Source organism: Amycolatopsis aidingensis (assembly GCF_018885265.1).
In the GTDB taxonomy this organism is placed as follows: Bacteria; Actinomycetota; Actinomycetes; order Mycobacteriales; family Pseudonocardiaceae; genus Amycolatopsis; species Amycolatopsis aidingensis.
Genome location: NZ_CP076538.1, coordinates 605,378 through 619,241, shown reverse-complemented (window position 1 = coordinate 619,241; position 13,864 = coordinate 605,378). Strand labels below are relative to the sequence as shown.

The following is a 13,864-nucleotide window of genomic DNA, read 5'->3' as shown; positions in this document are numbered from 1 at the left end:
CGGAACAAGGTTCAGGCACCGTCCCGATCCGGCGGCACCTCGGCAGGCTCGATCTCCATCGCAGTGGTGATCAGCTCGTACGCCCGCGCGACCATCGCACCCTGCGCGGTCAGATGCCGGTTGAGCCGCTCCCACCCCAACGGGGTGAGGCGAATCACATGCTGCGAACTGTCGCGGCGGGTCTCCACATACCCGACCACGCGCAGCTTGCTCACCTGCGCGGACAACGCGGCAGCACGCACCTTCACCGTGTCGCGCACCACCGCGACCCGACACCACCGCAGATGCACCAGCACGGTGCAGATGAACAACGGCACCGGCTGTAGCAGCAACGGGTCCAGCCCTTCGCAGTAGTCCTCGCTCCTGTCCGACACCAGCCGCAACCGGGACCTCGCAGTCACGAGCGGATCGCCACCCCGAGGCCGGGACCGGGTGAGCGGACCATGCAGGACTCGCACGGCATCCCCCGCACGCCGTCCAGCAACTCCAGCTCGCCATGCCCGAACGCCGTCCCGCACAAGGCGGTCAACTCCTGCGGAGTCGAGTCACTCTCCGGCGGCACCGCGAACAGGTGCGTCACCCGCTGGGTCTCCCCCACGGTTCCCGGCAGCGGCCGGGCGAACAGCAACCGCACCGTCACCGCGCACCCTCCCGCGCACCGGCCGATCCGGCAGGCGCGAGCCGTGCCGCGCCCGTGCTCGCGCCTGCCGGATTCGGTGCGCGGCCGTCCCGACCGGGGGAGGATACGCCTGCGCCTTCCGGTTGGCGCGGCGCCGGGACGGCCGCCTTGTTGCGGCGGACCAAGCGCCGCAACAAGCCAGGCTTACGGTGCCGGTGCGGACGCATCCGAAGGTCGAACGGGCGCATGCTCGCGCGTGCCCGCAGGTACGCATGGCACTGCCGACACGGCGGCGCCGGGGGCAGCAACGCCGAACCCAGCACCACCACATGCCCACACACCGACTCGCACTCGCCGTGCCTCTCCAGCAGGCACTCGGTCAGCGCCTCGTCGGTCACGGCATGGTCTCGGCCATCAGCGATACACCGTTGCCACGTCACACAGAGCGCGCGGTCCACGTACACCTCCTGGTCGACCACCCGCACCCCCTCGCTAGCACCACTACGGATGTAATAAATCTCTATGGCAGACTGAAATCAGTCTTTCCCGAGAGCGATACGGCGAACACGACGTGTGCACGCCTTGGGGACGACATAGGGACGACACGAGGCAACCCCGGCGGGGAGGTTGACCATGACCGCGAGCGGTTCGGCGGACACGCCCGCCCGCACCTTGCTCGAACAGTTGATTCGGGAACGTCAGCAGACGTTGGAAGAGTTCGCCGAGGACGCCGAGAAGTTCGCTCGGGAACACGACGAACCCGGAACGCTCAGCGTGCGGCACCTACAGAGGTTGATCGCTGGCACCCGGCCGGATGGTTCACCGCTCGGCCCTGTCCGCCCCGCGACCGCGCGGTTGCTGCAAAGAATCTTCGGGCTGAGCGTTCAGGAACTTCTTTCGCCGCCGCGCAAGATGCCCACGATGGCGCACCCACTGCGCGTTGCCGTGGCCATCGTCACCAAGAGTTCAGAGGTGCTGGTTGTCTGCCGCAGAGGGCACGAGGGCAACGGCATTACTTGGCAGTTTCCGGCCGGTCTCGTCAAGCCGGGTGCCTCCGCGCAGATGGTCGCGGTCCGCGAGACGCTGGACGAAACGGGCGTGCACTGCGTGGTGACGCGCAACCTCGGGACACGGCTCCACCCGGTCACCAAGGTCGTGTGCGACTACATACTGTGCGACTACGTGACGGGAGAAGCCAAGAACGTTGACGTCGTGGAAAACGTGGATGTCGTCTGGATCGGCAAGGCAGACGTAACCAGGATGATTCCGGAAGATCAGATCTACGGCCCGGTCATGCGCGCGCTCAAGGAAGGCGTCCCTACTTGATCTCGCGACGCTTCGCGTCGAGATTGACGATCTCGCCGGGCTCACCGGCAGCCTTGGCCACCGGATCGGCGACGACCGCCCGCCGTCCCCGGCTGACCGTCACGAGTCCGGCCGCCCTGAGCTGGGCGATCGCGCGCTGCGCGGTGCCGAACGAGACCGCGTACCGGGCCGCGAGATCGGCGACGGTCGGTAGCTGATCGCCCGACCGCAGGATGCCGCTCACGATGGCTCCCCGCAGGTCAGCGGCAATCCGCCGGTAGGGACTCTCATCTTCATCGCCTGCCGTCGAGACGGGTTCAGTCAGCTTGCCCGAGTCGTCCAGCACGGTCGGTAGCTCCGGCATCCTGCCGGTTAGCGAACCGGCCGCACGTTGATCGGCCTCGGATACCCACGCGCTGTAGACGCGCAGTGTGGTGGCTCCCCCGCCACCGTGGCCGAGCCGTCCGGCGACCGTCCGAACGTCCACCCCTGCCGCGATGAGTTCGGTCGCCGAGTAGTGCCGGAGCTGGTGAATGTTCATGTCCCAGCCGAGGCGCGCACACATCCGGGCGTACCGCTGGCTCACCGTGTCCGGCTTCAGCCAGGTGGAACCATCGGGAACTGGGGAGAAGATACGAGCCTCAACGGGCATCTCAGGGCCGATTCCGACCCGCTCCGCGCAGTGCCGCCGGTACGCACGCAGCAACGTCACCGTCTGCTCGTCCAGAGCGATCCGGCGTTGCTGATGGGTCTTGGTGTCCTTCTCCCACGTGCGGCTCCCCCGTTGACCGATGCTTGACCGGATGGTCAGCACACCCGCCGAGAAGTCCACCCGGTCCCATTTCAGAGCGCACAGCTCACCGCGCCGGGCACCGGTCATCATGGCGAGCCAGACGAGCATTCCCCAGTCGAGTTCCTGCCACGCCTCGTTGGCGATAACTGCCGCCTGGTCCGCCGTAGGTGGCTGCGGGTTGGGTCGCGCGACCGGCACGGGCTCGGCCAGCTCGAACAGGTTCGTTCCCATCCATCCCCAGCGCCGCGCGCGCTTACCGGCGCCGGTCAGGATCGCCTTGATTTTGCGAATGGACCCGTCGCCGAGCGGCTCGCACTTGTGCGGACCGCACCGATCATCGCACTCGTGCGGCCGGTCCGTGCGGTGTTGCACGTACTTGCGGCCCCGGCAGTGCGCCCGGCAGGTCCGCAGTTCCTTGTAGAAGGAATCGAGAATCTCACCATCGATCCGGCCGAGCGGCTGGTCACCAAGCAACGGCCGGATGTGGATACGGGCGAGCGAGTCGTACCCGGTCAGCGTGTTGTCCTCGACCTTGAGCAGCTCGAAATGGCGATCCAAGAGTTGACCGACAGTGGCACGGGTGCGAGGCGCACGCCTCTCATCCACCTGGTTGAGCAATCGCGTGCGTGCCTTTTCGGCTTCGTTGGCAGCGTCCGGGCCCTTCTTGACCACCTCGCTGAGCCAGTGGTCTTTGCCGGTGACCGGGTCCTTACCGGCGTAGACCCGTACCCGGAGCGAACCGCTTGGCAAGGTCTCGATCTTGCCCCTACGGCGCTTGCGGGGTCGCGCTGTCTTGGCCATGGGCACATCATAAGCCCGTTCGGGCCACGTGTCGGGCCATGAAGAAGGGGTCCGGCGGAACCGGACCCCTTCTCACCTGCGAGCCGCGTAGGGGAATCGAACCCCTGACCTGTTCATTACGAGTGAACCGCTCTGGCCGACTGAGCTAACGCGGCAGAGGACGAGCGCGCCCATCCCTCGATTGGACAGTGTAGCGGCAACACTCCGCGTCACTTTCGGCCCCCACCGTCGTTAGCCTGCTATGACGTCAGTCTCAGTCGACTGACCCGGCCTATCAGGAGGACTCTGCATATGCGCGGACGCCTGCCCCGCCTGCTGGCACTCCCCGTGACGGCTGCCGTGCTCGCCCTGCCCGCCGTGCCCGCGATGGCGCAGGAGATCCCCACGACGCCGATCCCGCAGCCGAAGGACCCGGGCCAGCCACCCATCTCCTCGCCGCCGAACGTGCAGCCGACCGGCAAGGCCGTCGGCGACGCGGGCACCGGACTCGGCGTGCTGCGGCTGTTGCCGGATGCCGTGCCGACCAGCGCGATCATCGACGAGATGTCGGAGGAGCTGCCGAAGCAGGCCGCCTTCGAGGGTGGGCTCGGGCTGTCCAGCGCGCAGGCCAACTCCGAGGCGTACCTGGCTTATGAGCGCTCGATCGCGCAGGCATCCCCGTTCGGCGCCTCGGTGGCCGGGAACGCGCCGCAACTGCCGGGTTCGCTGGTGCAGACGGCACTGCCGGACAACCCGGAACCCATCACCGGCGGGCTGAACGCCCCGCCGAACCCACTGCTGAACGTGGGCCTGCTGAACGGCAAGGCACATGCCCGCTGGAGCCCTGAACTTGGCCCGTGTGTCGGCACCATCGCCGACGCCTCCACCTCGCTGGCCAGCCTGTCCGTGCTCAACGTCATCCCCTCGATGCCGCAGGCGGGCGAACTGACCGAGGCCGGCGATGGCCTGAAGGACACGCTCGGCAAGCTGCCCGGCCCGCTGGCCAGCCTTGGCGGCCTGCTCTCCGGCGGGGACAAGCCGAAGGGCGACGGCACCGGCTCGCTGATCAGCCTGCCGAACACGCTGTCCTCCCGGTCCACGGTCCGGCTGGTGGACATCCCGGACTCCGACCGCAAGGCCGTGCAGTCCATCTCGACCATGCAGGCCGCGGACATCAACATCCTGAAGGGCACCCCGCTCGGCCTGACCATCAAGGTGGCCAGCCAGCCGACCCTCACCGTCACCTCCACCGGGAACAAGGAGACCTCCACGGTCGAGTACAAGGCCCCGGTGCTGACCGTGGAACGGAACGGCGAGGTGCTGTTCACCCTGGACGCGGCCAACCCCACCCAGGACATCCCGATCGGGATCCCGCTGCCCGGGATCAAGGAAATCGCCGGATTCGAGCAGATCAGGGACGTTCCGGTCATCGGCGGCCTCGCCGAACTGGCCGAGAACGTCACGAAGCCGATCACCGAGGCGGCCAAGGGGTTCGTGCTCGACCTCGGGGTGTTGCGGCTGTCCATCGCGCAGCTGAACGAGCAGTCCATGGACATGACCGACCCGTTCAAGGGCTACCAGCTCGGCGCCTCGGCCCGGCTGCTGGACCTGCAGGTGCTGCCCACCAAGCTGCTGAAGGACGCGTTGCCGGAGGACGCGGCGGAGAAGCTGCCCTCCTCACTGGCCCAGCTGTCCCTCGGCGAGCAGATCGCCAGGGCCTACGCCCCCGAGGGCGGGGTGGAATGCGGAACCATCAAGCAGCCGGGCCCACCGCCCGGCGGCGGTGACGCACCCGGCGTGCCGGAGAAGCTGGCACAGACCAGCGCGGCGTACTCCACGGTGCCGATCTTCTGGACCGGAACCGGCCTGCTGCTGGCCGGCGTGGTGCTGGTGGCCGCCCTGCCAGGGCGCAGGCGCCTGAGCGCGGCAACAGACCCGGCCAAGCCCTCGCCATACCCACGCTCGTAAATCGGGTGACCGGCTGAAGGGGCGGGGACCCGATCCCCGCCCCTTCAGCTTGACCGGGGAGCTAACCGCGGTCGGCCGTGCGCCGGCTCGACCTGAGCATGGCGACGATGGTCACTACCAGTTCGATCCCGCCGAGCAGCGCGAGCACGATGCCGATCTTGTCCAGATCGGCGATCGGGGTCCCGACGCCGGTGCCGGTGAGCGCGAGCACCAGACCGATGGCCAGCAGCAAGGCACCGGCCAGCAACGATTTGACGTTCCCGGACATGCATCCTCCGTAGCGGACACGAACGAGGCGACGAACGAGGTACTGCCACGGCTGGTCGCCAGGGCAGGGCGGGACGAGAAGCGCCGCGCCACTGCGGCAAAGTTACGCCTCGGCGCACGAGCCGACCACCAGCTTGCCAAGCCGGGTGCGGGAATCCGGCCGGATGGTCAGCCCTGGCGCAGCGTGGTCACCATGGCCTCCACCGCGATCCGCGGCTTCACGTTCCACACGATCGCCTCACGGCAGGCCAGTACCGCCTCCAAGCGGCGGAGCGTGGAGGTCGGGGACCATTCGGCCGCGGCCCGCGCGCTGTCCTCGGCGCGATCGGGATGCATCAGGGTGGCCCCGGAACGGCTGGCGGTGACCAGTACGTCGCGGTAGAAACCGGCGAGGTCGACAAGGGCCAGATCAAGGGTGTCCCGTTGGGTCCTGGTGGCCCGCGACTTCTGCCGCTTCTCCAGTTGCCGGACCGCGGCGTCGGCGGCCCGTTTCGCCGCGGCGACACCCTTACCGCTGCCGCCCGCGCCCATCGCGGTGCGCACGGCCTCCTGTTCGGCCTCGTCCTTGGCCTTGCTCTCCTCGGTGGCGTCCGCCTCGGCGGTCTTGATCAGGTCGTCGGCACAGGCGAAGACATCGCCCGCCCTGCGCAGCCCGAGCGGGATCCGTAGCACGGCCGCCCTGCGCTCGCGGGCACTCGGATCCGTGGCCAGCCTGCGTGCCCTGCCGATATGCCCGCCGCATACCGAGGCCGCCCACTCGGCCAGCTCCGGTTCGATGCCGTCCCGCTCGATGAGCACCTGCGCGATGGCCGCCCGTGGCGGCGTGCGCAGGCTCACCAGCCGACACCGTGAGCGGATCGTCACGATGATGTCCTCCGGATGGTCCGAGGGCGCGCAGAGCAGGAAAACCGTGCGATCCGGCGGTTCCTCGACCGCCTTCAGCAGCGCGTTCGCCGCCCCTTCGGTAAGCCGGTCGGCATCCTCGATGATCACGACCTGCCATTGCCCCGTGGTCGGTTTCCGCGCGGCGGCCTGCACCAGCGCGCGCATCTCCGCCACCGAGATGGACAGTCCCTCCGGAACCACCAGCCGCACATCGGCATGGGTGCCGGACAGCGCCGTCCGGCAGCCGGTGCAGTCCCCGCAGCCGGTGCCGCTGGTGCACTGCAGCGCCGCGGCGAAGGTACGCGCGGCCACCGAACGGCCGGAGCCGGGTGGGCCGGTGAGCAGCCAGGCATGGGTCATCGCCCCCGAGTCGGTTGGCGAACCCGACACCAGCGCGGCAGCCGACTCGGCTGCCGCGGACAGCACCTCGATCGCGGGCTCCTGCCCCACCAACTGCGCCCAGACCGTCTGCGTCACGACGAGGCCTCCGAGGGCTGTGTGTTTTCCGTTGTCTCCGTGTTTTCCGTTGTCTCTGCCGTGCCAGCGGATTCGACCTGTCGTTGCGACCGGAAGCCGAGCCGCCCGCCGGCCAGTACCGCCCCTACCGCGGTCCGCACTCGTCCACCCACCTCATCCGCACTACCCTCGGCATCCACCACGACGTACCGGTCCGGGTCCGCCGCGGCCATCTCTGCGAGCAGATTCTGCACCTGCCAGTGGTTTTCGTGCGAGGCCATCCTGCTCGTGGTCGCCGGGTTCGGTCCTGCGTCCAGCAGCACGGTGACATCGGGGCGCAGCCGGTTGGTCGCCCAGTCGGCCAGCCCCTCCAGTTCCGTGGAGTCCAGACCCGCCACGGCAGACAGGTGGGCCAGTGGCGAGTCCACGAACCGTTCCATCACCACGATCGCCCCGGCATCCAGCGCGGGCCGCACATCCCGCTCGACGATGTCCGCCCGCACCGCGGCCGCGGCCAGCGCCTGCGCCCTCGCCCCGGTCAGCGAGGCGCCGGAAACCAGGGCGGTGAGCCGCTTGTCGTCCAGCGCGGGGTCGGCAGCCAGCACCACCTGGCGCGGCCCGGACCGCAGCCATTCGGCCAGCCGGGCGGCCTGCGCGGCGGTGTCGGTCGCCGTGGTGCCCTCCAGCGCGATCAGCAGGCCGTTCACCCGGCGCGGCCTGCGCCGGATCGCGTTGCGCAGGTCGGCCAGGATCGGCTCGGTGCGCCGGGAGTCCATCTGCCGGTAGGCGATTACGCCGACCAGTGCGGCGAGCAGCCCGCCGCCCAGCAACACCGGCCGGGTGCCGTCGATGGTGATCGAGTTGCCCCACACGCTGATCTCCTGCCGCCGGACCAGGCCGATCAGCAGCGGGACGGTCGCGGTCGCGCCGAACACGATCAGTTTCAGCGCCGCCTGGTAGATGGAGTTGATCCGGCCGCGGATGGCATCGTCGATCTGCGAGCCGATGATGGTGACGCCGGTCAGGAAGGCCGCGCCGGCACAGGCGCCGACCACGGCCACCGCGACCAGGGCCACCGCGAGATGCGGGGCCAGCGCCACCACGATCAACGCCAGCCCGGCGAGCACGATGCCGACCCCGAACAGCCGGTCGTGCGGCAGCCGCTTGGCCAGCTTCGGCGCACCGGCCAGACCCACCGCGGCCCCGACGAACACCGCGACGAACAGCAGGCCGAACGCGGCGTCGCCACCACCGAGGCTGGAGGAGTACGGCTTGGCCGAGCCGATCACCGCACCACCCGCGGCGAAGGCACCGACCATGCCGATCAGCAGCCCGCGGACCAGCGGGGTGCTCCGGATGAACTTGGCGGCGTCCCGGACCATGCCGAGCAGGCCGGTGGAGGCCGTTTCGGCGGCGGGTTTCGGCGCGGCGCCCGCGTTGGGCACCGGGTGCACATTGCGCAGGGAGAGCTCGGGGATCCGGGTGAGCAGCAGGGCGCTGCCAAGGTAGAGCAGGCCGTTCAGCACCACGACCACCTTGGCGATGCCGAACTCGCCGAGCACGTCCGGCGGCAGGTGGAAGGTGGTCTGGATGCCGGTGAGAATCGAGTAGAGCCCAGCGCCGGTGACCACGGCGAGCCCGTAGGTCATCACCATGCCCAGCTGGTTGGCCGTCTCCACCTGGTCCGGGCGGCGCAGCAGGTTCGGTACCGCGGCGTCCTTGGAAGGGATCCACATCATCGCCGCGGAGCCGACCAGGAAGTTGCCGATGAACAGCCACCAGGTGCTGCCGACCAGTGCGATGGACAGCAGCAGCGCGCAGCGGAACAGGTCCGCTATGATCATGACCTTGCGACGGTCGAACTTGTCCGCCAGCAGCCCGCCGAGTGGGGCGAACAGCAGCCCTGGCAGCAGGTTGGTGAGCACCACCCCGGCGAAGGCGAAGTTCTGCGCGGCGTAGTCCTCGGTGAACTTGGTGACCAGCCCGGTCAGCGCGAGCAGGGCGAGCCAGTCGGCGACGCTGCACAGGTAGGTGACGGCCCACAGCCTGCGGAACGGCGGGATCGCCAGTACCCGGCGGATCCGGTAGACGGTGGACGCGTCGGCGTCCGCGGCCGCATCCACGCCCGCGCTGCTGGTCGACCGCGCTCCGTCGCTAATGCGCCCACCCCGCAAACTCGTGTCTCCGGCGGCCGCTCGCGACCACCCCGACAGGGCCGCCACTCCGCAATCCCCCGTACGTGTAGTCAGGGTATCCCGAGGGCAACCAAGCCAACCGTCGGGCCGGGAGCCTGTACCGCCGAACGGTAGTCGCGGTGGGGTCGCACCGCACCCGGTGCGCGGGTAGCTCCCTAGTTGAAGATGCCGGAGAAGCTGTCGAACAGGCTGGACAGTAGCTGGATCACCAGCACGCCGAAGATCACCAGCAGCACGACCGCGATCCCGAGCCCTGCGGAGCCACTGGACGGCTTGCGCACCGGCTGCGGCCGTGACTCCTTCTCGTCCCGGTGCCGCGGCCGGAAGGCCTGCATCAGCTGCGGTTGGCCGGGCCAGGCCCGCTGCTGTTGCGCGGGCAACATCCCGGCGGTGGGGGCAGGCGCCTGCGCACCCGACTCGGTGGTGCCCTTCTGCTCCGGCTGGCCGGGCTCCTCCTGCTCGTCCTGCTTGCCCTTCCGGTCCTCGCCCCGGAGCCTGCTGAACAGCTCCTCGTCGCGCTCGCTGGTCAGCGCCGCGTCCACCATGTCGCGTACGACCTCGGGGTCCGGCTCCACCGGGGAAGCGATCTCGACCTCCACCTCGTCCTCCGGGGTGGCCCTGGCACCACTGCCGGGTCCGCTGCCGGTGACCAGGCCGGCCAGGGGGTCGTTGAACGCGGGCGGCGGGGGCGGCGCCTGGGTGCCGTCCGGGTCGAACTGAGCCTGTCCCACCGTCACCACTCCCCTGCGCAACGTCAGCTTCACCCGCAAGGGTAGCGGGCGGAACGCCGGATCCGTCAGCCCAGCGCCGCATGTTCGACCCACCGTTCGGCATGCGCCCGGCCAGCCGGGGCGTACTGCAGTACCCAATGCCCGCGCTCGTTCACCGATGTGCCGAGGAAGTACCGCCCGACATCGTTGTCGAACAGCACGAAGGCACCCCGCGGGTACTCGCTGCGGATCCGGTCCCGGACGCTGAGGTCGACCAGCACGGTGCCGTACCGCGGCCGGGCGACACTTCGCCTGATCATCGCCACCGTGTCCGCAGCCCTACCCGGCAAGAGCCCGTGCTCGTCGGCACGCAGCTCGACGAAACCGCCCGGCCCGCGGGGCACGTCCCGGATGTCGTCGAAGGCCCACTGCGGCAGCCCGCGCACCGAGCCACTGCGCAGCAGCACCTCGCCGCCGACCACGTTCAGCACCGTGGCGCAGTCCTGATCGCCGAAGAACCGCACCTGCAGCGGCTCGGCCCGGTCGGCGAACACACCGGTCACCACGCCGCGGATGTGCCCGGCGCGCAGCGTGCGGTACAGCGCCACCGCTGCCGGAGTCACCTCGCCCTCCGGCAGCAGACCCATGGCCGCCATATCGCCGACGACCTTGGTGTACTGCTCCGCCTCGGCGGCCAGATCGCCCTTGTCCGGTGGCGGCCGCTCCTGTAGCGCCGCGGGCAGGCGAAAGTCCGGGTCCAGGAACTCCATCGGCGACGGCCGCTCCGGCACCGCGCTGACCAGCGGCGCGAGAACCTCGTCCAGGAGGGCGAAGATCGTCGCAGTCGCCGTCGTTCTCGTTGTCACTGTCGTCTCGGTCACCCGGACATTAGACCGGGCACCACCGACAATTTCTCGAACGTGCGTTCGATCCCAGGTCAGGACTTGGTTTTGGACTTGGCGGTGCCCTTGGTGCCACCGCTGGTGCTGCCGCTGGATGCCTTCTTGCGGGTGGACGACCGCTTCTTCGGCGCGGGCCCCTTGGCCCGCTTCTCGGCGAGCAGTTCGGCGGCCCGCTCCTCGGTCAGGTCCTCCACACTGTCCGACCGGCGCAGCGAGGCGTTGTACTCGCCATCGGTGACGTAGGGGCCGAACCGGCCGTCCTTCACCACCATCGGCTTGCCCGAGGCCGGGTCGTTGCCGAACTCCTTCAGCGGTGGCTTCGCCGCCGCCTGCCTGCCGCGCCGCTTCGGCTCGGCGTAGAGCTTCAGCGCCTCCTCCAGAGTGATCTCGAAGATCTGCTCCTCGGTGGCCAGCGACCGGGAGTCGGTGCCCTTCTTCAGGTACGGCCCGTAGCGCCCGTTCTGCGCGGTGATCTCCTCGCCGGACTCCGGGTCGGTGCCGACCACCCTCGGCAACGAGAGCAGCTTGAGGGCATCGTCCAGGGTGATGTCCTCGATGGACATCGACTTGAACAGCGAACCGGTGCGCGGCTTGGGCTTCTTCGCCTTGCTGCTCTTCTTGGTCTCGCCCTCCTCCGGCTCGGGCAGGATCTCGGTGACATAGGGACCGAACCGCCCCTCCTTGGCCACGATCTCGTGCCCGGTCTCCGGGTCGGTGCCCAGCGAGCGGCCCTCCTGCGGGGTGGCGAACAGCTTCTCCGCGATCTCCGGGGTCAGCTCGTCCGGCGGCAGGTCGTCGGGCAGGTTGGCCCGCTGCGAGCTGCCGTCCACCTCGCGCTCCAGGTACGGCCCGTAACGACCGACCCGCACCACCACGGTGTGGTCGTTCGCGTCGGTGAACAGCGGAATGGAGTTGATCTCGCGCGCGTCGATGTCCTCGACCCCGGCGCCGACCAGCTTCTTCAGCCCGCCGAGCCGGCCCACCGAGCCGTCCGCCCCGGTGTCGCCGCCGAAGTAGAAGGTGGAAAGCCACCGCGTGCGCTGCTCGTCCCCCGCGGCGATGCGGTCCAGCTCGTCCTCCATGGCCGCGGTGAAGTCATAGTCGACCAGGCGCTCGAAGTGCTGCTCCAGCAGCCCGACCACGGAGAAGGCGACCCAGGACGGGACCAGCGCGGAACCCTTCTTCCACACGTAACCGCGGTCCTGGATGGTCTTGATGATCGAGGAGTAGGTCGATGGTCTGCCGATGCCCAGCTCCTCGAGCTTGCTGACCAGGCTCGGCTCGCTGTAGCGCGGGGGTGGCGAGGTGGCGTGGCCGTCCGGGGTCAGCTCAGTCGCCGAGACCTGCTGGTCCTCGCGCAGCTGGGGCAGCCTGCTCTGTTTGTCATCGGCCTCGCCGCCCGCCTCGCTGTCCACCGCCTCGACGTAGGCCTTGAGGAAGCCGGCGAAGGTGATGGTGCGCCCGGAGGCGGCGAAGGTGCACTCCTGGCCGCTGGTGGCGGTGCCGGTGATCCGCACCGACATCGTGGTGCCCTTGGCGTCGGCCATCTGGGAGGCGATCGTGCGCTGCCAGATCATCTCGTACAGCCGGAACTCGTCGCTCTCCAGCTCGCTGGCCACCTGGCCGGGGGTGCGGAAGACCTCGCCTGCCGGGCGGATCGCCTCGTGCGCCTCCTGCGCGTTCTTCACCTTGCGGGTGTACTGCCGCGGCTTGGCCGAGACGTATGAGGAGCCGTACAGCTCGGTCGCCTGGTTGCGCGCCGCCGAGATCGCCGCCTCGGAGAGGGTGGTCGAGTCGGTACGCATATAGGTGATGTAGCCGTTCTCGTACAGCCGCTGCGCGATCCGCATGGTGCGCTCGGAGGAGAACCGCAGCTTGCGGCCCGCCTCCTGCTGCAGGGTGGAGGTCATGAACGGGGCGTACGGCCGCCGGGTGTACGGCTTCTCCTCGACGCTGGTGACCGCGAAGTCCTGTCCGCGTAGTGCCTCGGCCAGCTGGTTCGCCTCGGCCTCGACCAGCACCCGGACGTCCTTGTTCGCGGCGGCCGCGGTCAGCTGCCCGTCCGCGCCGAAGTCCCTTCCTGTGGCCAGCCGGGCACCGTCCACCTGCACCAGCCGGGCCGGGAAGGTCCGCGGCGAGGCGTCCTCGCCCGCGTCCATGGTGGCGGCGATGTCCCAGTAGGAGGCCGAGGTGAACCGCATCCGCTCGCGCTCCCGCTCGACCACGATGCGGGTGGCAACCGACTGCACCCGGCCAGCCGAGAGCTTCGGCATGACCTTCTTCCACAGCACCGGGGAGACCTCGTAGCCGTAGAGCCGGTCCAGGATGCGCCGGGTCTCCTGGGCGTCCACCAGGTCGGGGTCCAGCTCACGGGTGCTTTCCGCGGCGGAGCGGATGGCCTGCTCGGTGACCTCGTGGAACACCATCCGGCGCACCGGGACCTTCGGCTTGAGCGCCTCCAGCAGGTGCCAGGCGATGGCCTCACCCTCGCGGTCGGGGTCGGTGGCGAGGTAGAGCTCGTCGACGTCCTTGAGCAGGCCCTTCAGCTCGGTGACGGTGGCCTTCTTGTCCGGCGAGACGACGTAGAGCGGCTCGAAGTCGTTGTCCACGTCCACCCCGAGCCGGGCCCAGGGCTGGCCCTTGTACTTGGCAGGCACGTCGGCGGCGCCACGCGGGAGGTCCCTGATGTGCCCACGAGAGGATTCGACCACATAGTCCCGGCCGAGGTAGGGCGCGATCTTGCGGGCCTTGGTCGGGGACTCGACGATCACCAGCCGTCGACGACCGGCGCCGTTCGATCCAGAGTTCTTGGTCCGTGCCGATCCAGCCACGCTGTCCTGCTCTCCGCTCAATCATCTCGCCGCGATGGCGACACTCGTTCACCCGGCCCGTTCGACCAGTCAGTGTGCACCGCTCTCGCCGGTGACGTCCGCTCAGGTACCGCGACCGGCCACCACCATGCGTGGGGCGCATCGGCCGCGAGC

At 69.3% G+C, this 13,864-nt stretch carries 11 protein-coding genes and 1 tRNA gene; 2 read left to right on the top strand and 10 right to left on the bottom strand.

Annotated elements, in window-relative coordinates; genetic code table 11:
* Positions 1 to 11: 11 nt before the first annotated feature.
* Together KOI47_RS03035 and KOI47_RS03030 are read right to left on the bottom strand one after the other, a co-directional pair.
* Entirely contained in the window at positions 12 to 401 is a 390-nt protein-coding gene (locus tag KOI47_RS03035) for a transcriptional regulator (RefSeq protein WP_216213770.1), read from the bottom strand.
* Positions 398 to 640: a hypothetical protein gene (locus KOI47_RS03030; protein WP_216213768.1), complete on the bottom strand. Its 243-nt coding sequence runs from the start codon at positions 638 to 640 to the stop codon at positions 398 to 400. Before KOI47_RS03030 ends, KOI47_RS03035 begins: the two co-directional genes overlap by 4 nt.
* Before the next feature lie 612 nt (positions 641 to 1,252).
* On the opposite strand from KOI47_RS03030, the gene KOI47_RS03025 reads away from it, so the two are divergent.
* Positions 1,253 to 1,945: an NUDIX hydrolase gene (locus KOI47_RS03025; RefSeq protein ID WP_216213765.1), complete on the top strand. Its 693-nt coding sequence runs from the start codon at positions 1,253 to 1,255 to the stop codon at positions 1,943 to 1,945.
* On the opposite strand, the gene KOI47_RS03020 is transcribed toward KOI47_RS03025, so the two are convergent.
* Positions 1,938 to 3,518: a tyrosine-type recombinase/integrase gene (locus KOI47_RS03020; RefSeq protein WP_216213762.1), complete on the bottom strand. Its 1,581-nt coding sequence runs from the start codon at positions 3,516 to 3,518 to the stop codon at positions 1,938 to 1,940. The genes KOI47_RS03025 and KOI47_RS03020 overlap by 8 nt on opposite strands.
* Before the next feature lie 81 nt (positions 3,519 to 3,599).
* Positions 3,600 to 3,673, bottom strand: a tRNA-Thr gene (locus KOI47_RS03015).
* A gap of 136 nt (positions 3,674 to 3,809) precedes the next feature.
* On the opposite strand from KOI47_RS03015, the gene KOI47_RS03010 reads away from it, so the two are divergent.
* Positions 3,810 to 5,465 (top strand): hypothetical protein, encoded by a 1,656-nt coding sequence (locus KOI47_RS03010; RefSeq protein WP_216213760.1) that lies wholly within the window; start codon positions 3,810 to 3,812, stop codon positions 5,463 to 5,465.
* 61 nt (positions 5,466 to 5,526) lie between these two features.
* Here KOI47_RS03010 and KOI47_RS03005 read toward each other — a convergent pair whose 3' ends face one another.
* From KOI47_RS03005 to topA, 6 genes are all read right to left on the bottom strand, one after another.
* Positions 5,527 to 5,733 (bottom strand): DUF5708 family protein, encoded by a 207-nt coding sequence (locus tag KOI47_RS03005; protein WP_216213757.1) that lies wholly within the window; start codon positions 5,731 to 5,733, stop codon positions 5,527 to 5,529.
* A gap of 167 nt (positions 5,734 to 5,900) precedes the next feature.
* Positions 5,901 to 7,094: a DNA polymerase III subunit delta' gene (locus tag KOI47_RS03000; RefSeq protein WP_216213754.1), complete on the bottom strand. Its 1,194-nt coding sequence runs from the start codon at positions 7,092 to 7,094 to the stop codon at positions 5,901 to 5,903.
* Positions 7,091 to 9,196: a bifunctional MFS transporter/dTMP kinase gene (locus KOI47_RS02995; protein ID WP_232376509.1), complete on the bottom strand. Its 2,106-nt coding sequence runs from the start codon at positions 9,194 to 9,196 to the stop codon at positions 7,091 to 7,093. The genes KOI47_RS03000 and KOI47_RS02995 overlap by 4 nt, the downstream gene beginning before the upstream one ends.
* Positions 9,197 to 9,423: 227 nt before the next feature.
* The gene (locus KOI47_RS02990) at positions 9,424 to 10,032 is read right to left on the bottom strand and encodes a hypothetical protein (RefSeq protein ID WP_216213752.1); all 609 of its coding nucleotides are present in this window, start codon (positions 10,030 to 10,032) and stop codon (positions 9,424 to 9,426) included.
* A gap of 32 nt (positions 10,033 to 10,064) precedes the next feature.
* Complete coding sequence (locus tag KOI47_RS02985) at positions 10,065 to 10,859, bottom strand: ESX secretion-associated protein EspG (RefSeq protein WP_232376508.1); 795 nt, start codon at positions 10,857 to 10,859, stop codon at positions 10,065 to 10,067.
* A 56-nt stretch (positions 10,860 to 10,915) separates the two neighbouring features.
* A complete protein-coding gene (topA, locus tag KOI47_RS02980; RefSeq protein WP_216213749.1) occupies positions 10,916 to 13,711 on the bottom strand; it encodes a type I DNA topoisomerase in 2,796 nt (931 codons plus the stop codon).
* Positions 13,712 to 13,864: the final 153 nt, after the last annotated feature.